A 20,890-nucleotide genomic window follows, 5' to 3' on the forward strand; every position below is an offset into this window, starting at 1 on the left:
GCGGCCGGCCGGTGCGCCTGCATCCGGCTCACGTAGTTGGATCGCGATCACTCTCCATAGTCGCCGTCGGCACGGGCAGCGGAGGTTTCCCAGCGGTCGAGCGACGGGTGGCAGTCGATACTTTTTATCCGAATATGCCACTCGTGCGGCTGAGCCATTCTCCGCAGCCGTCAACAAAAGGGACCTGTTTCTGGACCCGCCCCCCGGGCTTCAAGTACCCCCGCCTTTCGGGAGGTTCGTCCGCACGACCCCACCCGGCCCAGATATTTGACGGGCACCATTCCATGCGCCGCATGAGCGCATTTTCGCAAAAGGCGATTTATTCGCCCTAACCAAAGAGACCCACTTAATGTCCGAAAATCTCGACATCCGCGCCAGACTCAGTGCCGTCAACGAAATGTCTCCGGCACTCCGCAAGGTCATCGCGGATATCAAAAAGCTGGAGTCCGCCGCAAAGAGCTTCAACGCCTCGTTCAGCAACATCGGTCGCGCTGGCTTGCAATCGTTCGGTGGGCTCAGCCGCGCAGCGAAGACAGCAACCGACCACATGCGAGGCATGGCCAATGTCAGCCGGTCCGCGGCCCGCAACTACACCTCCGATTGGAGCAAGGCGAACGCTCAGCGCCTGAATGACGCAAGGCGAACCTATGCCGCTCTCGAACGTCTCGAATCCGGCTACCTTCGCCAGATCGAACGCCGCGCTGCCGTGGAACGTCGTGCCAGTTCCGGCCGATCATACGGCGGTGGAGGCGGCCGACTGCCCGCCCCTCGCATCCGCACCATCGCGGCCGGCGCCGCCATCACAGGAGCCGGTATTGCGTCCGCCCTCCGCAAGCGCATAGAGACCCAGGCAGCGGAAGTCCGTGCCGAGATGTTCGGTGACCTAACTAAGGGTGAGGTCGCAAAGCTTCGCCAGGAATTCGCGGACAAGGACGGCATCCGATACGGCATCGGCAGTAGCAAGGTCATTGACACCGCAGTTGAAGGACTGAAGGCCGGTGTTGCCAAGCAGTTTGCAGGCGAGTTCGCAGACTTGGCCTTGAAGGCGCAAGCAGGTCTCGATGTAAACCCGGAAGCAGTCGGCAAGTTGCTCGGTCGTCTCTCGACTCAGATGCCGTGGAACACGGGCCGCTTCAGCAAAATCTTGAACGCGGTCGCGGTCGCGAACAACTCGACCGCCGCCGATGGAAGCGAGATCATCGAGGCGATGCGCCGCAGTCTGTCTGCGCTCGCGACCACCCGAATGACGCCGGAGCAACTTGCGGCCTTCGACGCGACCGGCATTTCGCTTGGCGTGCAGCCGCACAAGATGGGCACATTCGTAAGCTTTTTGACTAGCCAGATCGCTGGTGCGGATTCCGCCAGGGGTCAACAGGCCAGCGACCTTAATGCCGCCGCGAATGCCCTTGGTTTTGGTGGCCGTACTGGCATGGCCAAGACGATGCGAGAACGGCCAATGGAAGCCATTCAGCAGATTCTCGACAATCTCGCGAAACTTCCAGAACGAATGCGAACGAAGGTCGCAAAGCAGATCGGCGGGCGCGAGTGGATGGACGAACTTTTGACCTTGGTCCTCGGTCGCGACAAGCTGAAGGATGTTGTACGGGATATCGAAAATAAGCCCGGCTTCCTCGATAGGACGGCGTTGCAGAAGATCCGTTCGATGCAAGGGCGATGGGCGTCAATCAGTGCGGCGCTGGGTCTAGTCTGGGAAAAGGTCGGCGCTGGTCTTGAGGTCTGGTTCGACCAAATCTCCGACGCCGTCATCAACCTAGCGGACAGCTTCAACTTCGACTCGATCAAGGAACACTTTGCGGCGCTAGTTGACGGCGCTCGCGAGGGCTTTGGGTTGAGGGACTGGGGCGAGGCGGTGAAGGTCGTCGCCAACAACTTCGATGCCGGCACCGTCGCGAAGTGGCGCGCCTTCGGGACCGGTTTTGCTGAGGGTATTCGAGAGTTTGCCAGCGGACTGAAGACAGCATTCTCGGCGCTTGGATTCCTCGCCGGGAAGAATCCGGCCGACGCGCGGGAAATGGGTAACCTAGTCGCGCAGTTGACCGGACTGACCGTCGCCTTGGCCGCACTGTCGCCGCTCCTGTCTGTTCTGGCCGCTCTCACGTTGGGACTCGGCGGTTTGGGCAATGCTCTCGCATTCATCGGCGGCATACCGGCCGCAGTCGCATTGCTGAGCGCGTTCGCTGTACGTCACCAGAATGATGGTGTTCCCGACGCCAACGTGAAGCAACTTGGGGAAACCACCAGCCAGTGGCGTGAGCGTCAGCGAAATCATCGGAGTAACCTGTACAAAAAGTCGAGCTACACCGGCTCGACTGACTTCTCCGGCATGCTCGGCAACGGAGTCGATGACCTTGCTGACCAGCTTGGCAAGTTCGGTGGCAAGGTCGAGCGCGCCGCATTCAACAGCGGTCCCGGTGGCGGTTTGCAATATGCTGCCGTTGGCGGCTCCGGCCTCAGCAGCTCCGGTGGCAGATTTGGCGGCGGTCTCGTTGGTGGCGTTCCCAGCTTGCTGAAGAGCGTTCCGGGCGTCGCATTGCCTGACTTCGGAGTCGGCCGCAGCGGCAGCATCATCGGTCGAGACAAAGTCCCGTCATTTGGCACTGGTACATTGAGCCGGTCCGCTTTCGAGCGCAAATTCGCTGGCACCGCACTCGCCGGCAAGTACGATCAAGTGGTCGCGGCAGCGAGAGCCAATGGCATTTCGCCTGATTTGCTGGCCGGTGTCATTGCCCACGAAACCGGAAACGGCAACGTGCTTTCTGGAAACAATCCGGGGGGCATCATGGACCCAGCAACCGGCATGACCCGCAAGATGCGCTTTGCCGATCTCGACGCAGGGATCAGGAAGACCGGCCAGGTCGTGGCAAAGAACTACCGACGAGCCGGTGCTGATCTCGACAAGATGGGCCGCCTCTACGCTCCACCAGGCGCCGCGAATGATCCCCGTGGATTGAACGGCGGCTGGACAGCAGGTGTCCGTAAACAGATGAACGCATTGTCCAATGCGGGCGCTGGATATGCCGGCACGGGCGACGCTGTTGCCTGGGCAGAGAAGTACAAGGGCATGAACGAGTACACCGACAACCGAGTGTTGGCGGCAGCCCTCGGCGGTGACGTTCGCGGCAAAAGCAACGCCTGGTGCGCTCGCTTCGTCAACAAGGCGATCGAGGCCGCTGGAGGCAAGGGCACGGGGAGCGCTGTCGCAAATTCGTTTCAGCGCTATGGGAGTGCCATCGATCCTGCGAAGGTCATGCGGAATGACGTTCTGCTTCAGCCGACCGGTGGGGGCTACAACCAGCCCGGTGGTCATGTTGGCCTCGCTACCGGCGAGACCCGCATGCACAATGGTCGTCTCCAGGTGAAGATGCTTGCCGGCAACGACAACGACTCGGTGCGAGAGCATTGGATTGACGCGGATCACAATCTCATGGTCCGACGCGGCAGCGCCGGCCTTGGCATCAACGCGCCTCAGGGTGTCACCTCCCTGGTGCCGCCTGCGAGCGTGATCCAGGATGTTCCACCTCCGGCAACATCTGGTGTTGGTGTTGGAGCGGGCGACGCTCGTTCCATGGGGCCAGTCGCTATCCACATCAACGGCAGCTCGCATGATCCGGAGGCACTGGCCACGCTTGTGCAACGGCGGATCGATGAGTCGATGAACTGGAGAGTTCACGATACCGCGTCGGAGTACACATGAGAGGAGGGCGCGGACGAACTTCGGACTCCCCAATTTGCACGACTGCAAAGGAACCGGCGACACCATTAGTGGAGAAACCAGCAAAACAGAGGTATCGTCGTCCAAAATCGTATCGTGGAGGGCCTTGATGGTTGCGGAGAAGAGAAAAAGGAACGTGGCTGCGATCATTGCCGAAATGGGCGCTATTCAGCCGAGTACTCCTCTTCGCTTAGATATCGCGGCTCATCTTGCCTTCCCCGATGGATCGATGTCCGTCAGCGCGTTGCGGAGACTAGTGGTTGCTGGAAAGCTCACACATGAATTTTTTGCCGGGAAGTATTTTGTGACATTGGCAGCAATCGATGAGTTTCGAGAGGCAAGCCGCATTCGAGCAATAGGGGCGCATCAGCCGACCCGGAAGCCTGAGAGGGCCGAACAGTTCGGTGAAGGATCGGCGGAAGATGCGGGAATAGCACTTGCTGCTATGAATGCGACTGCGAACAGGCTGTTGCAAGAGTTGCGGAATGGCCCGCCTGATGGAGAAAAAGCTAAGGCTAATCGCAAGCCGCGAAGAACCATTTCTTATCGAGGTAAAATGTCATAAAGGGGCCGGTGCGCTCGCTTCGCCAATAAGGCCATCGAGGTCGTCGGCGGCAAGGGCACGGTTAGTGCTGTTGCAAAACCGTTTCAGCGCCATTGATCTTGCAAAAGTCTTGCGGAACGACAACACCACATGGGACGATTCGGTGATGGAGAAGATCCTTCCACCTCCTTGTGACGTTTTCGCTAATGGGCCATCACGCTGGCGTTGGGAATATGTTGACCGCAAGCTTTCCGGCAATGGCCACGAGGCGTCAGACGAACTTATTATGGCCACAGGGCCGGTCAGGGACGATCCATCGTGCTCCCCTGAATACCCGCGAGAAGCTACCGCACGCAGCGGAGAGCGCGCTCAGAAATTTCCAAGCGACGCTAGTACTGTCTCATCATCTGACGAGACTCGCAACTTATCGAACGGGAAAGGCCGACCGACCTTAAGGGCGTATATCGACGACTTTGTCATCTCTTGCAAAGGTAAGAGGGATAGCCCTGAGGAGCTGAGCGTTTCTTCGCAAAGCGTCTGACCAGTTTCAAGTTATCCGCGGACAATGCGTAGCTGATCCAACTAAATCGCTAACGCTTTCAGCAACGCATCTCGGGCATCGAGATAGTAGTGGATCGTGACCTTGGCCGCGAGGTCATCGGGTAGGTCGTTCAATTGGCGCCTGCTGCTAATCGGCATCAAAATGCTCGCGGCACCTTTCTCGATGGCCGTTTCAACGACGGCAACAGGATTGAAAATTGTCTCGATTGAACCGCCTAAATTAAGACCTCCGGTAATGGCGAGGCCACCCCTTATACTTTTCTGAAGGAGCGATGAGCAAAGGGCCATGAGTACGGCGACACCCACAGAGGATCCCGTCTTAGCGCTATCAAAGGCCCTCAGTTGAATGGAAAATTCACGCTGGCGGGGATCGCGGTCGCCCACGAGTTCCTTCGAGCGGACATACAAGTTCTGTTCGGCGCACCGGACACTTTCTTTGAAAGGAGGGGGGGCAGGTTGATTTAAGATCTTCACGCCGCCGCCCGGACCTTCGGTGATATCTACCTTGTATAGTCCGGGGTTTTCTCCACCCCCGCCGGCTGAAATGACCCAAACCTGTCCCGGCGGGAGGGGATCTCCGCCAATGCTGCTTTCGCTGTAAAGCTCTGGAGTAGAAACAAACTTCTCTACACCGTCTTCGCCCATCGAATAGCTGAACTGGGTGTTACGAAACTCTGCGGAACCGATGCGCTTTTGCTGTTCCTTGACCCGTCGGCGGCATTCCAACGCGACCCTCAATGCCCACTCAAGGGTCTCATCGGAAACCGGAATTTCCGGGTTTGGCGATATCAGCTTGATAAGCCCGCTAACTGTTTTCTGGACGCCTGTCGTGTCACGTCCACTCAGAGCGCCTCCCAAATGAATGCGTCCCTGGAAGAGGTTCTGTCGGCTCTGTCGCCGCAACTGGTTCCAGCACTCGGACAGAAAGTCACTTACAAGCCCAAAGTGATCGGTCAGCAGTTCGCGGTTTACTTTCGGAAGATCCCAGCCGGGCAGGTAGGCGTGGATGCGATCCATGAACGCGGTATCGTCTCGCATCTCGGGCGGGAGAGGGCCGAAAAGGTGACCGACACGCTGCTGATGCTGCACGTCCACGTCGAAGTTGCCGACCATGACGACGCCACCATCGGCACGGATGCTTTCTTTGCCGCGGCTAAACTCGCCGGATTCCATGTAGCCTTTCATGATGTTAACGCCATCTTTCTGGTCGAACGAGACACCGGAAATCTCATCGAAGCAGACAACGTCGTACTGACACACCAATCCACGCTGGCCGTTTGCATTGTTCACAAACATGCGCGCGACCGTCGCTTTGCCTCCGGAAATCAGGTGAGCATAGGGTGACACCTGCTGGAACAGATGGCTCTTGCCAGTTCCGCGCGGACCCAGCTCCACCAAATTGTAGTTTCGCTCGACGAACGGGACCATTCGGAGAAGCATCATGTCTCGCGCTCGCGCCGTAAGCTTCTCGGGCTCCATACCAATGCTTCGGATCAGGAAGTCTTTCCATTCTTCAGTGGCGAAAGCCTCCCGACCTTTGTACAGCGTCGGAAGTACCTCGCGCTTTGACAATTGAATTTCGCGGAGGGAATCCAGTCCAAATGGCCGACCATTTTTTTCTTGAGCTATCGTCGGATCGTAGCCGAGCTCTACCTCGGCATAAAACCCGCCCGTGAGCATCCTCTCATTGCTATGAACTGTCTCAGGCGCAATGCGCACGTCCTTCAGTTGCAGGCTTGGCAATGTCGCAACAAAAGAGTCGGTGCCGGCGTCCAAGCGAGCCGTGATGATATCGATCAGCTTGACGTGTCCCTTGTCTTTAGCACGGGCCTTGAACAGTTCATGTTCTCCTGCACGAACCGTTTTTTCTCCGAGCTGACGCTCGACAATCTTGAGACCTTCGGCGATTTCATCGTCATCAACCGAGGCACAATAGCGACCCAAAAGAAACTCAGCGACGTAGGTTGGAACCGGATATTGCCCCTTAAATTTGCGCACAAGATCCTTGCGCACCACGTAGCCCTCGAAGGCTTTGGTGGCGATCTTATCGACGGAATCCAATTGTTGGCTCATAAGGTCAATTTCCAAGTATCGTGGATAAAGAATCGATTACCTGTGACGAATTGTCCAGCAAAACGATTACTGCTTCTTTGCCGATATCGGCGTCCTCTTCGAGGAATACCGTAACCTTGCCGTCGGATGTAGTTTCCCGCGCCTGCTTATCGGTTAATAGGGAGGTGGTCGGGTCAGTTTGGCTGGTACGGACATCAACGCGGACGCCTGCACAATTGCCGCCGACCGTTACTCTGCACTTTGCGCCGGTCCACTTGGCCTCAATCAGTCGGGCTGAACCGCCACTCTGAAGGGCGGCCTTCACGCGGAGCACGGGTGTCACCATCTCCTGGAGTGACACGCCCCCGTGGGAATATTCCATCGATGCACGGAAGCACCCGACACCTGGCGGGCTTGCTATTCTGACTGCCGGATTCCAAAACCAATTGAAAGCCATGGCGTCGGTTTGAACATCGGACTTTAACGCGGCGCAACGACCCCAGCGATGTTCGGCCAAGAATGACTTGAATTCGACCTTCGGCAGTCCGCCCGGTAGGAGTAGCCAGCCGTGATCCGTCACTACGATTACTTCGGTCCAGCCAGCCTTCACGAGGGTAGTAATGCGGCTAACGAGATCACGAACCTCCGCGTCAACACTTCGAGCCAGCTTCCATCCTTCGTTGTGACCGCGCTTGTCGAGCGCGCCGGCTTCCGTCCAGGCAGAGCCGGATGGATTTCCAGTTTCACCAGAAGTGAGAAACTGCCAACCACGTTCTTTCAAGGTAGCGGTGAAACGGTCTTGAGTTAATAGTTGGCCGGACGAAACGAGCCTCGTGGAAAATTGATCGCCAGCTTCACCTCCCTGAACAGCGTCTGTCACAGGCGACGCTGCCGGTTTTGCCGTGGCCGTTACCGAAGGGATGGTTGACCATTCCCAATCTTCTGTGAGTTCAACGCTGTCCGCCGCCAGCTTTCCCGCCAATTGACGGGCAACGTCCATGCGAAGTCCATCCGCAAACAAGACGAGTCGGCCTGCAGCAGGGGCGATTGGCTTGGCGCGTTTCGCAACCGAGCTTCCGTTCTGGAGAATAAGCTGTTGCAGGTGTCGAGCGGTGTTTTCGAGCCACGGAAGATATACGGCGCGCAAGGTACCTAGAACCTCTCCATGCTGCTCTGGCGACCCGCAGGCGGCCATCGTAGCTACCGCCGCAGCGTCTATGTGCCAACCGTCGTTGGCATAATATTCTGCGTAAGTTTCAGGAGTTGGAGCTCCGGGAGCGCTCTTGCACAAACTTGCAAGTAGCGAGAGCGGTTCGAGGGCGGTCGCCAAGGGGCTGAAGCCCAGCTTCTGCCACGGGTAATCACGCCGTTCCCCGTGTTCGGCCTCCAGTTCGGCGATACGAAGAATTACCTCATCCTGTGGCCGATCCACTAAACCTTCCAGGGCTTGCTTAAGCTTCTTTTCTTCTCTCTCGTTGACGTGTGGCCAAACCTCGGCGGTATCGAACATGCTCGATGCTTTCGGAACAGCCCGCTTCAGCCATTCCAAAATGCCCCGATAGTTGGCTGGTGCTTCGGCAAAGCGCCGCCATGTTTGGTCCCATTGGCTACCCCGCGCGGCCAGGAGTTGCGCTGCTTTGAGAGGACCGTCCTTCACCGGATCAAAATTGAAGTCTGCCTTGCACTGCTGCGAGAACGCCTTCCATTCGGCATCTGTTCGACGCTGTTTAAACTCCTCCGGATCGCTCAACCAACGGAGCATGGAGCCCACCGCGTCGGGTGCCAAGAGGCTGTTGAAGAAGTCTGCGTCCAGTCGTCGATCTTGGAATAGGGAGACTGATTCCGTCATCAACGTTGGCAGAGCGCCAGCTAATGCGTCGAGCGTCGCTTGATCCCTCGCCACGTCGAGTCCCAGGCCACCGTGCTTGGAAACCAGAAAAGCGTAGGGTGTCCACTCCTTGCCGTTCACATGCAACCACACTACGCCTCGATACTGTAATTCCACGAGGGCAGCGAGATCCTGCGGACATTCCTCAGCGGCGCGCAACCACTCGCGGCCTATGCCAGGCAGGTAGAATATCGGTGTGGTCCCCACCGGCGGAGCAAATTCAACGGCGCGTGCCTCAATGCAGCGTAGCCAAACAGCCGGCCCCGAGCGTTTTCCTGGTACGTAGTTGCCTAAGAGAAACAGCTCCGGAACCATCGCCTGTAATTCCGGAATCGCGCCTTCCCACAGTCGCTCTGGGTCTGTCCAGAGGATCGCGCAAGGCGCAATTTGGTCGCCGGCAGCATAGGAAAAAGCTTGCGCTCTAAGAACTGTAGCCATCTCATCTGCGAGTGAGCTCATCGCGGTTTATTCGCCTCTCTCGCTCGCTTCTTGAACTCTTTGGTGTAGTGACAATCGTTCCACCGGTTGCCGTCCGGCTCTTTGCCGGCTCCAGCGAAGTCCTGCTTGTCTTGATCCCAGCTCCAGAACCACGGAAAGTCCTTTTTGTCCCGACCGGGTTCTTTACCGCGATCCTTCTCCCATTTGACCTTGACGCGCTTACGGAGAACGTCAGCGACGACAAATGGACGGATGTTCATTCGAACGCCGTCATTGATGTCGGGAAACCATCCAATGGCTTGTTTCGGGAGAGGCTTCCAGCGGACGAAGAGGTCGTAGGGTGGTTCGCCGTCGAGGATGAGCTTGAGCCGGGACTGCAATTGTTTGGCAGCTTGCAAGCGAGCATCGCTGCCGGCCTCGCCGGCGTTCACCGCCGCTTGCTGGCGGCGGATCCAATCGCCGAGATAAGCGTAGGTGAGTTTTTCCAGATTGGCGTGGGTAAGCTGGTGGTAGTTCACCAACGCACCGAAGCCGCTCTTATGACCGTCCCAGATGTGCCAAATGAATGGTCGTTGATGGAACAATGTGCAGTGTTGGTCGAAGAAGGCGTCACGCAACCAGTCGTCCAGCGTCTTGCCGGCAAAATCTACCTGAGCGAGCAGGCCCTCCAACATTGCGGCGTTCCAGTCCTTGCCATAGGCGAGAACAAGTAGCTCGCGCAGACGTTCGGTGGCCGGCGCTTTGCCCATGGTCGCGGAAAGACAAACAATCCCATCACTGTCCGCGCTTTCTTCCAGACCGTCCGAAGCCAGTCCTGGGCAGTCGGGGAAACTTGAACCGATCTGCCTTGGCCAGCGAAAGCCCAGCAATCGCGCGACGGCTACCTGTAGCGGTTGATCCGATCCTTTGGGATGCCCGTCAAACAACCACTGCGTCGGATCACTGGAAAATGCCTTCGGCAAACCATTCGGATATTTCTCCGCAGCCACCTTCTGCCAAAGTGCTAGGTCAAAGGGGACTTTAGCCAGAGTTGACGTAGCAACATTTAACTTCTGGTTTATCTTGCGGACTTCGGCGTTGTATTTCGGAGAAGAACAGAACGCCCAAATTGCCTCTAGATTCTCGGCATTCCTCGGAATCAGCACTGCCGTCATTTTGTCATGTCGGAAGCCGCAAGTCAGGGAGGCGGTGAGGGCAGTCATTTGACCAATTATGATGCCACGCTTCCCCCAGGCTGCATGACCTTGGACGCGAGCTCCCTCCGAACTTGCCAAGTCACCGCGCCCATCCTGCCATCTGACCACCAATTGGAAGCCATCGTAGTGCGTTAAACCGGTGGGCGAATTCTGGAACGGTTGCCACGTCGCCGAATCATGACCCACTTCCCAAAAACATGCGAGATATCTATCCTTATCACCGGTAGACATTCCCTCCACGCTTACCGCAAAGTCAGCCAGCAACAACCCTTGGCTTAGGGGCTCCGCGGTAACGACGTGATCAGGATTTGAAAGCTGATCACGCTGGATCAAAAGCTGACATTCTTCGGTCTGAAGCGCAGCTGCTTTGCTTTGAACAGAAAGTTTGCTTGAGACGTCTTGAGCCATAAAGTGACTCGAGGGTTCGGGCTTGCGACGAGTTAATGACACGAGGCTGACCTTGACTACTTCACCGCCGATAGTCTCAAAGGCTCCCGATCCGAGTCTAGCGGCGAACGACCACGACGAACTGGTCAATAGCTCTCTACGAAGAGACTTGTAACTAGCTAAGAATAACCAGTTTTGTGGCGTGACCAGCGAGGCGGTTGCGCCCGTTGAACAGAGCGCCAAACAGCGCTCAACAAAGCACGTGGCAAGATCAGCTTTCGAAGTTGGATGAATGCGTTCGCAGTAGTCTTGCAAAATCTCATCTTGTTTACCCCGTCCTAGGTAAGGCACGTTGGTTACGACGAGTGTAAATTCGCCAGCGAGAAGTTCGGCAGCCTTCGCCAATCCATGGGCGGTCACGGCCATTTCATGTGCGGTATCGTCATTGGTTTCCTGTGCTAGTGCCTTCTCCAGCAGGGGCTGGAGTTCGTGGTAATCAGACTCAACCAGATCGCCGCCCACAGCGCGAGGATCGGTGAGGCTGCCCAGTACCGGCGCGTCCTTGAACAGGGCATGGAGACGAGCCATACCGCGCTGGAGCCGGTCGTTATCGCCGGCCAATTTTAACCAATCGCTTTGTTTGGCGTTCGGTGCAAGACCGGAACAGGCGAGGTTCATAGCGGGCAGGGGGCGGTGACCGACGCGGCGCCATGCGGCTAAAGCCAAGTTGAACGCACCGATCTGCGTGCAACGTGGGTCAATCTCCAGACCGAACAGGTTGTCGCGGATAACCGCAGCAATGGCGTCAGCTTCGTCCAATCCTTCCTTCGCCATCCGCAGCGCGACGAGTCGCTCGAACATCGCCACCACAAAATGCCCGCTGCCCATGCACGGGTCGAGACACCTGAGTTCCTTCGCCGTCGTCGGCCAACCGTCGAACGTGCCGGCCGCGGGAGTCCACTGGCCGTTCGTCGATTTGATGAAGCGCAGATACTTCCACGGGCATCCCGGCAGCGCCGCAACATGACGGAGTTCTTCTTCACTCTGCGCAGTTGCGGCCAGCTCGGGCTTCGCGGCGAGAACCTTGCCGGCATGCCAGGCACCCAGCGTGTTATCGAGCAGAAAGTCCACCATGTAGTCTTCAGTGAACAACTGCGTAACCGCGGGCAGTTCGTCCGCGCCGATCTTGTTGCCGGCGGCGTTGACTTCATCCTTCCGCTCGGCCTGCCAGAACTGGTAGCACCAGCCAAGGCTGTCGCTGGCGGTGAACACCTCTACCGGCAAGCCGGTGACCAGCTGGATAAGCGGATTGCGATCCTCTATCGGCAATTCCATCGCGCCAGCCGGATCGTCGGCGCGAAAGATCTCCGGTAATTCCTTGGCAGCGAAGCGAGCCGCAACAGCCCATGCATCCTTGAGGCCAATTGACGGCGCAAGCTCCTCGCAATCCTCCAGCGACACGGATACTCCGTGCTCTGGCGAAATGAGAAGACCATTCTCCAGCAAAAAGCGGGCGAAGAGCACACGGTGCCATTGATCGTAGGCGAGCTTCTCAGTAAGGTGCTTGGTCTCGTATGCGCCACGTCGGGTCAGGCTCTCCCCATCTCCCAATTGTCTGGCCTGGGCCCGAAGCTTGCGTCGCAAGTCGCGCTGCGCCTCATCCATATGCTTGTAGGGGTCGGCCTCATGCACCGCTAGGGCTTCGATCGCCTTGCGAGCGCCGCGCTCAGCAATCGTCCGGGCCTCTTTGATCGCACTTTCCAGAGCACGGCGAAGAGTTACTGGGAGGACACTCATAGGAGAACCGGACCGTCCTTGAGCTTCGCCTCAACCTGCTTACGAACATTCTTAAGCCATTGTTCCAATTCCGCCTCGTTTTGGATCGTCGCGGAAGGTAGATCCACACGCTGAGCCTTGGGTTGAATTAGCTTGCTCGCCTCATCGAGCGCGCGGGAAAATCGCTGCGGTACGGCGTCGATTAAGTTCCGTCGGTTCGCCAATGTGCTTGTGCGCAGAGCGGCTAGAATCTCATCTTCAGAGCCGAACATCTCCTTCACCAGCGGCGCAGGTTGATAAGAACGCTGTTCTTCGTTCAGGAGTCCCCATACTTGCGAGGTAGCCAGCTTTTCATCACCTGCCTTGAACGCGGCGCTCAGATCATCCTGTAATTGACTGAGAGCCGCACGGAGGGCAGTGGTGAGCCGTTTAATGAGCTCTGGAATTGGATCGGGATCTGCTAGCAAGGCGCGGCTGTCAGAAATGGCGGCGATGGATTTGGAACAGACTTCCGCCTCCGGCAGGCCGTTAGCAAAGGCTTGCATTTCCAGTAAGCGCTCCCACGCGGGCCAGCGTTTGACGATCACTTCGGTATTCTTCTTCCAGTCGGCAAGTTTGGTAGTGAGCTCGTCTTTCTTCGCGTGAATTTTCAGCAGCTGGGCGTTGCCGCTCAACAGTTGCAGAGCAACAACGTTCTGGGTGTCGGGGGGCTCCGGTCGAGGCTCGCTACCGCCAGCCGATTGAGCGAGAGTTAGGAGTTTTTGCAGGAATTGCGCGGCAGCTTCGGATTCTTTGCCGTTCTGGGTTGTGATACCAGCTTTTTGAAAAAGCGCCTTGAGATCGAGTCGTTGTTTAACATCTAGCGGCGGCACATCCACATAGAAGCTAGCAACGCCGATCTGATTCTGTGGAAGCGTCTGCGCTTGCGCCGGCTGGCCGTTGACGGTGGCACGAAGGTTGCCTGCGACCAGCATAACAAAAAGTGCGCCATCGACGGCATCCTGAGGCCAACCGAATGGCGCGGATCGAAAGTTTTCTCGGACGTCCTTGCCCTTCTTGCCGGCACCGATGAGTTCAAGCACACGACGGCATACGGCGTGATTGGTCACGTTGCCGGGGTAGCCTATTTGTGACAGTGCACCAACGTCACCGGCACGAGCGCGATTGACGACTTGTCCCCAGTTTGCGTGATCGGCCTCGGAGAACTGCGGGAACAGCCTTGCCAGGGCACTATCCGCCGAATCTTGCACCTTGTCGGCCAGTTCAATGCCGTTAGCCTCTTGTCCACCCCCGAGGAAGACTTTCGCGCCACCAACTACATGACCAAGCAATTCCTGGATGCGATGACGGGCTATCTCCAAATGAGTCTCGATGGCCTTCCTTGCCTCGATCGCCTCCGGTCCGCTAGCCGGGCCATGGGCGTCCAACGTTTCCTGAGCGGCAAGATTAGATGCGATAGCCTGTCGTAGTTCCTCATGGTGAACCCGCGGCAGATAACCGAATAGCAAGGGGCTGGTTACGCCCGCTGCACGAGCATCGTTGACGACCGATTTTTCGTCGTCGCTCCACCCATCCCGCACCCACAGGGTCACTTCGTCATTACTTGACGCCGGTCGACTTGAGGAGAGTTCAAAGACGAGTTTTCGCGCTTGGTGCGAGGTGCCCTGCTGCAACGATACTGGCTTGAGCGCCTGCTTCGTACCGTCGCGCAAAAGCTCCCCGCGCCTAGAATTGATACGTTGGTCATCGTTGAGGGCCGCCGCGCGGCGGCGGTTAAAATCATGGGTCCAACGCGCACCCTCACGAGTTTGAAGACGGTATTCAGTCTCCACCACCATTACGTGGCCGGTATCGCTGAGTTGCTTTAGAAGCTTGGGAACTTGCTGCTCCAGCTTCGGGCGATCAATGTTCAGGTCGGAAACGAGCAAGTCTACTAATGTTTCTGCGGTAGCCCGAACGCCGTCGTCGGCACCTGGGGTTCGGGGCAGCTTGCCTATCAGGAAAATCAAGGCACAAAGCCTGGAGCGGAGATCGCCGTCTTTGGTGCCGTCGCGTTGCTTGCGGATGATCTCATCATATTCCGGTTCCAGTTCGCCGGTGTTGATGAGGTCTGTCGAAATCTGGTCGTAAATGAAGTCCGCCGGGACAACGGACCCCACTGGAGCTGAGGCTGTTTGCCGCGTAGCCTCAAAAACAATCTGTAGCTGCGAGCGGAGTTGAGCCTTGGCGCCGGAATGGTCAGTGTTACGCAGAACTTTCTCCCAGAAGCGGCGCCGGGTCGGGAGCAGGGGATAGTCCGCCACGAAGAATTGGTCGTCGTCATGGTTGGCCGCGAAGCGTGTATTCTGAAGGTGGCGAGCAATTTCGCCTCGATTGGTGTCCAAGCATTTTGAGATTGCGGGTTCTTGTTCTGGCTTCTTTCTGAGTACCGTTTTGCGAATGACACTCTCAACATCGGAGTCTGATAGTTGAACCCGGACTCCAAACCTCGCCTGGATCTTTTGCAAGGCCGGCATCGATGTGAGTGCTGATTGACCGGTGCCCACAAAGACAAGGCGCTGGTTCAAATCAGTGCAGCAATGCTCAACAATTTCCTGGACGTCATTTGCTCTCGCCACTTTCTGGTCGATAAACTGTTGAATCTCGTCAACAACGAGAAGGGTGCATGGCAAGCTGCCTTTTTCACCCAAGACCTGTCGGACGAATTCAAGTGCCTGACTTATGGTAGGCGAGGTAATGTCCGGAAATTCATCGCGAATGGCAGCCTGTGCGTTCGCAGGGTTGGAATATTTGGGATCGGCACTGACAAGAGCCTCAGCAAGTGGAATCGATAGTTTCAGACTACGAACCTCACGACCAAGTTCGCGCTTCTGTTGCTTCAGAGCGTCGATGACTTTTGCCTCCAGCCCGGACGAACGGAGCCAGAGGACGAATTTGGCCTGAGCCAGATTTTCTGGGAGGTTGGCAGCTCGAAGTACCAGTTGAATGAATGCGAGACGAACGTTGTCCATGGCGCCGGCCCCCAGCGTGCCGGCGGCCGCTCGCAAGCCACCCAGTGGTTTGCTACGAGTAGTAAGTTCCTTGAGCAGATCTTCAATTTCTGAAGGGAGCCTAACAATAGAGCGGGCGGTAGCTCCGTCAGTAAACCGATAGTCCTCCCACAGATAACGGAGCACCTTAACAAGGTGGGATTTGCCACTGCCGAAGAAACCACTGACCCAAACAGCCTTTTGCTCCTCGCGCCCAAGGCCGTCGAGGTAGGATTTGAGAATCCGCTCAAGTCCGCGCGCGTACTCCCCATCGCAGACGAACGTCTCTAGCTCGAAGCGGAGGGTTTTGATCTGGCGATCATCTTGGCCGATTTCAGCGACTTTCGAGACGCCGTTGTTGAGTAATTCAATCGTTGCCGGATCGCGGAAATAGAGTTCGCGGTTGATCATGGGCTCAGAAAGCTTTCGGTTGAAGTGATGGGAACAGCCATGTAGTTGAAGCCGTCTCGGGCATCCATAAAGCGGTAAACGTTTCCTGCGTATTCACCAGGAAAGAAAATGAGCAAGCGACCTGGGATGAAGTCTTCGACGCGCTCGATTAAGCTGGAAACGCGCATGAAGTCGAATAGCGAAGCGAGTCCGGAAATGGCCACGACGCTGCTGGGATCCGCATCGTCGCGAGATAAGGCTGCACGCACCCGTTCAGCCGCCAAGGCTTCCAGGTCGCTGTCGGTACTGAAAAATTCTGGTTGCGCGAAGATCGCCTCGCGGTATTCATGGGCCGCAATCCATTCAGGAAGTAGGGGTGTAAGGTCGACGTTGATCCAGTTGTGGCCTGCCTCAAGTGTGAGGGCTTCAAACTGCGGCTGACGTGCTCGTACCCGCCGCTCTTCGACCGGTGGATAAACTGCGAACCAAACGCGCTGCTTTCCCGCCATGTTAGTGGGCCAAGGTAGCTTTACTTGGCGCGAATAATTAGAAAGAAGGCGTTCAATGGCGCTCATGCTGCGTAATCTTCAAATTCTGCGAGGCTTGGGAAACTCAATTCAACGACTTCGCTGAGGGCCCGGAGGTTGAGCAGGCCAGCCCGATGAGCTTCAATGCCCATTGTGCGTGCGCGGTCAGGATTGAGGTCGAGAAGCTGACACCACGGGTTCAAGAAAACAGCGGCACCGTGATAACCGGCGATATGCCCAAGGAAGAGGGCCAAGGTGACGGCCACGATTGTAGGCTTGATCTGCTGACGAACTTTAGTCGAACGGCCGGCAAGATGCCCGCTTTGGGTCCAGGACGACGCGGCATTCCGCGCAATCTTGTTCCGGTTCAGTTCGGAGTATTGGTTCGGAAAGGCGACCTCCAACGCTTCGGCTAGGCTAGCCACCTCGACCCGCTCGCCGACTGAGGCTTTGAAGACTGGCTGGCTCGTGGCCCGCAATAGCGGATCACGACCCCAGGCTACCAGAATGGCCAACAAGCCTATGCTCTCTGAATGGACACTATAGAGTTTACGTAGTGCGCCGAAGATCGGCAATGATTCGTCGAGCCCGTAAAGCTCCCGAAGGTGCCGCAAGGACTTCTGCCGGGTGCTATCGGTCGTCTTACCCAGAATGTTTCGGTCGACGATCGCGTCCCGGTAGTCAGCCGTAGCCGAGCCTAGAGGGATACTTGCCAAAACCGAGTTAAGTTCTGTCAGCATCATGGTGCGGCTGATGTGTGCGCCGCCGGCAGAGAATTTGAAACCGAATCCTTCCATTTCAGGCGAAGGCAGTGGAAATTTAGATGATAAGACGAGGCCACTAGACATAACGATTCATTCTGTTTGGGAGACGCCAAGACGCTTATCAAAGAGTTTCAGACGTTAGGCGAATTCAGCTGTCAAGCGGCTTGGTTGGCACGGATCAGGTCTACTTTCCTGAGCTGCCCTTAGAATCAAGAGGCGCTGTGGCCATTTGCACCTTACGTTGGGATGTTCAATGTTGGCTATTTTGGATAGATCCGCAATGGTGTCGGTTGTGCGCATTTCGTAGTGTCGCCGATCGATCGGGGGCTTTATCCTTTCAGATTGCCGACTTTTTTGACGGAATAGCCGTCGCGTTATCAGGATCATTGATGCCTTCGAACTACAATACCACCAGCCCATCGCAGCGCACCATTCCCCAAGCGTTTGCGGAAGCGGCAATCCTTGTCGAATCACTGATCGAGACGAGAAAGCTCCGCAAAGAGATCTTGGCAGAAGCGCCCATTACGACGGCCCTGCGCATATTCGGGCAAACAATCGAAGGGGGCGAGGCGACGGATCGACTTCGAACTGTATCCATCCTAGGCAAAGCCTCGGAGGTGTCCAAGCCGGTTGCGGCTCTGGTCCGTCCGATACTCACGGCAGGCTTGCAAGTCCCACTGCCGCGAGTGGGAACATGGGGCTCGGCTGATGATCGATATTATCTGGCGAAAGGTGTCTCCCTGAGCACCTCTCCCTGGACCATGAACTATGCGGCAACAGAACTTGCCCAGGCGGAGGTCGCAGAGAGATCGTCGCGCGCAATATGGGCGGAAATTGCTGTCAGCCGCGCGTCTACGCTTGCCGAAGTAATTGGGAACGTTTCTGAAGCCTTCTCGGAGCAGATGAGAGCAATAAGCGATCCTGTGGATACCGCTTATCGCAAGCTGGTTCGGATTTGCGAGGCGCTCAGCGCTCCATTAGCAACCGCGGATGTTACAAGCGGTGAGGGGTTTGGAAGATCGTTCGTCAATCTTGTTATACAAGCCGGTGGACAAAAAGGCGGTACCGTCGCGCGTTTACGCGAAGATGCTGCGGTCACTGTCTTGGAGCTGATGGTCCACCTAGCAAGATTGCGGTTCGAGGTATTATTAGACGCTGATTTTTATAGAGCTGCGGGCATCGTTCGCGGTTGGTGGAGACCAGGAACTCCGCCCTCATCAATCGAGGCAAAATGTGATCGCATCGCTCAGTTAGCAGTGACGGGTCTTCACATCTTGGCACGGCAGGGCGTGACGGACGATCATTTTCGCCAGGCTTTGTCGTCGAGCTTGGGGGCGCAACGGGTAAACGAAACCGGCCGGGCTGTTGCGGCAACGGATCCAAGTCTGGATCCCAGCATTTCAAGATGGATGGCTACCGGGCAAGCGCTTTCCGAGAAAAAAGCAAACGAAAGCGTTCGAGAGGACAACGAGCGATTAACCGATGAGATATTGGCGAAACTGCTGATCGCTGTCGACAATCAGGATACCGGTCCTCAAGCGTTAGATTCCGTCGCGGATAACATCGAGATCATAGAACCACTGAACGCCACAACGCTCCGGCAGGGAGCTTCAAGAATGCGGCTAATCGAACAGTGGAGTAAAGCGCTCGGCGAGCGACGATACATCGCTACTTCGGGTGAGCGAGGGAAACTAGTTCGGTTCGATCCCGCGCTTCACCAAGCAAACGAACAGATCGCCAGATTAGAAAGCGTACGAATAACAGCGCCGGCCGTCATCAAACAGTTGCCGGGAAGGCCCGCAGAAATTGTCGTCAAAGCGATAGTCGAGAAGATTGGGGGGTAAAATGAACAGGCAATTTGCGATCGAGATGCTTGAAAACCTACTGGAACGTGCAAAGAGAAAATCAGAGACCACGATACTAACATCCCGCGAAATCGATGCGTTGGATGTGTTGGTTCAGGAATCTCGAGTTGAGCCGGCAACTTCCATTGGTAACGAACAGGCTTCGGTCCAATCGCCTTCCGTTGTTGTTCCTGTTCAAATCGAAGATTCAGAAATCCCAAAGGACACGCTTCTTTGCATCGACTTCGGAACGTCATTTTCCAAATCGTTCGCCAGCGTCGATTCTGGGGACTTGCTTCCTCGTTTAATTGATCTGCCGCTCGGGGGAGCTGGGTCTGGGAAGTCTTCCTTAGTTAGTCCGTCCGAACTTCTGTTCGATCAAGGAAGGATCTATTTCGGAACAAATGCTCGGAAACAGTTCGATGACTCTCAAGCGTCACCTGACCGTTTGATCGATTCGATCAAGCAGTACATGACACTGGGAAAGGAAGTCTCGCACCTGGCGAAGATCAAACTGCAAGCTATCCAAGATCCATCGCAAAGCTTCTTCCAAAGTGACATTCTCATCCTGTATCTGGCCCATTTGATGTATCTCACAGAACAAGCCCTCATATCAAAAGGGATTTCCCCAAACGCACTCCGGCGCTTTGCACATCCTGCCTGGAACGATACACACAGAGAGGGAAACGAGGCCGCGATGAAGACCATGATGGCGCAGGCCATCGTGCTGGCTCGCTCGCTGAAGGACAAGTTGCTGGTGAGCATCAGTATTGCAGAAGCGAGAGCTGCGCTTGATCAATTGCAGAAGCTTGAGTTCTCAGAGCTTCCTCTCAACCTCATGGATAGACCGGTGAGAGAGGCAACCGCAGCTGGAGCAGGGGCATTGTTTGGCGGCAGGCCAAATTCAAGGGAATCGTATCTGATCATTGACGTTGGAGCTGGAACCACCGACGTAGCTGGTTGCATTTGCCGGACAAACGACGAATGGGAGCGCCCGCGAGTTTGGGAGGTCACAAAAGCAGCGGATGCGATCAAGAGTGCTGGAAATATTCTGGACGACGCCCTCCTGAAGCTGGCGTTGAATAAGTGTGGCTTGTTTGGCGGTTCAACAGAATACCAAGCCGCAGCAATCTCGGTCCGCCGCGACAAACGTCTCTACAAAGAACAATTGTTCGATAATGGATCAGTCGTCATCGAAATGCCGACTGGTGATACTGTAACCATAGAATTGCAGGAATTTCTCGACTATCCGCCAGTTGTGGATTTCACCCAAAGAATCCGCGTGTTGGTAGGCAAGGCGGCGATTGCCGTGGCAGGAGACTACAATCAGGTGAACCTGGTCGCGACCGGAGGAGGAGCAAACCTGCCGATGATCAGGAATCTCGCCGAAGAGGGAGCCAATTATGAGGGCAAGCACGTTTCCATCATCTGGCGAGATTCCATTCCCGATGGCGTGGCCGAAGAATACCCAGACCTTGTCGCCCCGTATTCACAGATCGCTGTCGCGTTAGGAGGTTGCCTGCCGGTTTTGCCTGAGCAGCGCGCGAGCATAGCCCATGGAATATCGGGGGCAGCAAAAACTGTGCTGATGCCTTCCTACAAATCGTGAGTCTGAGCAAGGAAATGAGGTCGGTCGATCTCGATTTAGTGCGCAGAGCATCCCCGCGAGCGTATCGATCTGGCGGCATTTTCCATATTCTCATTTCCCACGTGACCTTGCCCCTCGGGCTTAATCCAGTTTGAAGGTTCTGGCCCAAGCCG

At 56.4% G+C, this 20,890-nt stretch carries 10 protein-coding genes; 4 read left to right on the top strand and 6 right to left on the bottom strand.

Annotation, left to right across the window (positions count from 1 at the left end):
• Positions 1-349: 349 nt before the first annotated feature.
• Together ABIB06_RS19890 and ABIB06_RS19895 are read left to right on the top strand one after the other, a co-directional pair.
• On the top strand, positions 350-3,715 hold the full coding sequence (locus ABIB06_RS19890) for a phage tail tape measure protein (RefSeq protein WP_354125606.1): 3,366 nt from the start codon (positions 350-352) through the stop codon (positions 3,713-3,715).
• 127 nt (positions 3,716-3,842) lie between these two features.
• On the top strand, positions 3,843-4,298 hold the full coding sequence (locus tag ABIB06_RS19895) for a hypothetical protein (protein WP_354125607.1): 456 nt from the start codon (positions 3,843-3,845) through the stop codon (positions 4,296-4,298).
• Positions 4,299-4,859: 561 nt separating this feature from the next.
• Here ABIB06_RS19895 and brxL read toward each other — a convergent pair.
• Genes brxL through ABIB06_RS19925 form a run of 6 tightly spaced genes read right to left on the bottom strand, consistent with a single transcriptional unit; the run spans position 4,860 to position 17,369 of the window.
• Positions 4,860-6,911: a BREX system Lon protease-like protein BrxL gene (gene brxL / locus ABIB06_RS19900; protein WP_354125608.1), complete on the bottom strand. Its 2,052-nt coding sequence runs from the start codon at positions 6,909-6,911 to the stop codon at positions 4,860-4,862.
• A gap of 4 nt (positions 6,912-6,915) precedes the next feature.
• The gene (pglZ, locus tag ABIB06_RS19905) at positions 6,916-9,237 is read right to left on the bottom strand and encodes a BREX-1 system phosphatase PglZ type B (protein WP_354125609.1); all 2,322 of its coding nucleotides are present in this window, start codon (positions 9,235-9,237) and stop codon (positions 6,916-6,918) included.
• Positions 9,234-12,596, bottom strand: coding sequence for an Eco57I restriction-modification methylase domain-containing protein (locus tag ABIB06_RS19910; protein WP_354125610.1), 3,363 nt, complete (start codon positions 12,594-12,596; stop codon positions 9,234-9,236). Before ABIB06_RS19910 ends, pglZ begins: the two co-directional genes overlap by 4 nt.
• Positions 12,593-16,015 carry a BREX system P-loop protein BrxC gene (gene brxC, locus ABIB06_RS19915; protein ID WP_354125611.1) on the bottom strand — a complete coding sequence of 1,141 codons (3,423 nt, stop codon included), beginning with the start codon at positions 16,013-16,015 and terminating at the stop codon, positions 12,593-12,595. Before brxC ends, ABIB06_RS19910 begins: the two co-directional genes overlap by 4 nt.
• Positions 16,012-16,569 (bottom strand): BREX protein BrxB domain-containing protein, encoded by a 558-nt coding sequence (locus tag ABIB06_RS19920; RefSeq protein ID WP_354125612.1) that lies wholly within the window; start codon positions 16,567-16,569, stop codon positions 16,012-16,014. The genes brxC and ABIB06_RS19920 overlap by 4 nt, the downstream gene beginning before the upstream one ends.
• On the bottom strand, positions 16,566-17,369 hold the full coding sequence (locus tag ABIB06_RS19925; protein WP_354125613.1) for a hypothetical protein: 804 nt from the start codon (positions 17,367-17,369) through the stop codon (positions 16,566-16,568). Before ABIB06_RS19925 ends, ABIB06_RS19920 begins: the two co-directional genes overlap by 4 nt.
• Positions 17,370-17,674: 305 nt before the next feature.
• Here ABIB06_RS19925 and ABIB06_RS19930 point away from each other — a divergent pair, with 305 nt between their 5' ends.
• Both ABIB06_RS19930 and ABIB06_RS19935 read left to right on the top strand, forming a co-directional pair.
• Positions 17,675-19,129 (top strand): hypothetical protein, encoded by a 1,455-nt coding sequence (locus ABIB06_RS19930; protein ID WP_354125614.1) that lies wholly within the window; start codon positions 17,675-17,677, stop codon positions 19,127-19,129.
• Between the two features lies 1 nt (position 19,130).
• A complete protein-coding gene (locus ABIB06_RS19935) occupies positions 19,131-20,738 on the top strand; it encodes a hypothetical protein (protein ID WP_354125616.1) in 1,608 nt (535 codons plus the stop codon).
• Positions 20,739-20,890: the final 152 nt, after the last annotated feature.

Origin of the sequence: Bradyrhizobium sp. LB8.2, from assembly GCF_040548035.1 — a bacterium.
In the GTDB taxonomy this organism is placed as follows: Bacteria; Pseudomonadota; Alphaproteobacteria; order Rhizobiales; family Xanthobacteraceae; genus Bradyrhizobium.

Excerpts from the sequence above, each read along its gene's own strand:
- ABIB06_RS19935 (WP_354125616.1), top strand. The coding sequence starts at position 19,131 with ATGAACAGGCAATTTGCGATCGAGATGCTTGAAAACCTACTGGAACGT.
- ABIB06_RS19920 (WP_354125612.1), bottom strand. The coding sequence starts at position 16,569 with ATGAGCGCCATTGAACGCCTTCTTTCTAATTATTCGCGCCAAGTAAAG.
- ABIB06_RS19925 (WP_354125613.1), bottom strand. The coding sequence starts at position 17,369 with ATGTCTAGTGGCCTCGTCTTATCATCTAAATTTCCACTGCCTTCGCCT.
- brxL (WP_354125608.1), bottom strand. The coding sequence starts at position 6,911 with ATGAGCCAACAATTGGATTCCGTCGATAAGATCGCCACCAAAGCCTTC.
- ABIB06_RS19910 (WP_354125610.1), bottom strand. The coding sequence starts at position 12,596 with ATGAGTGTCCTCCCAGTAACTCTTCGCCGTGCTCTGGAAAGTGCGATC.
- brxC (WP_354125611.1), bottom strand. The coding sequence starts at position 16,015 with ATGATCAACCGCGAACTCTATTTCCGCGATCCGGCAACGATTGAATTA.
- ABIB06_RS19890 (WP_354125606.1), top strand. The coding sequence starts at position 350 with ATGTCCGAAAATCTCGACATCCGCGCCAGACTCAGTGCCGTCAACGAA.
- ABIB06_RS19930 (WP_354125614.1), top strand. The coding sequence starts at position 17,675 with ATGCCTTCGAACTACAATACCACCAGCCCATCGCAGCGCACCATTCCC.
- ABIB06_RS19895 (WP_354125607.1), top strand. The coding sequence starts at position 3,843 with ATGGTTGCGGAGAAGAGAAAAAGGAACGTGGCTGCGATCATTGCCGAA.
- pglZ (WP_354125609.1), bottom strand. The coding sequence starts at position 9,237 with ATGAGCTCACTCGCAGATGAGATGGCTACAGTTCTTAGAGCGCAAGCT.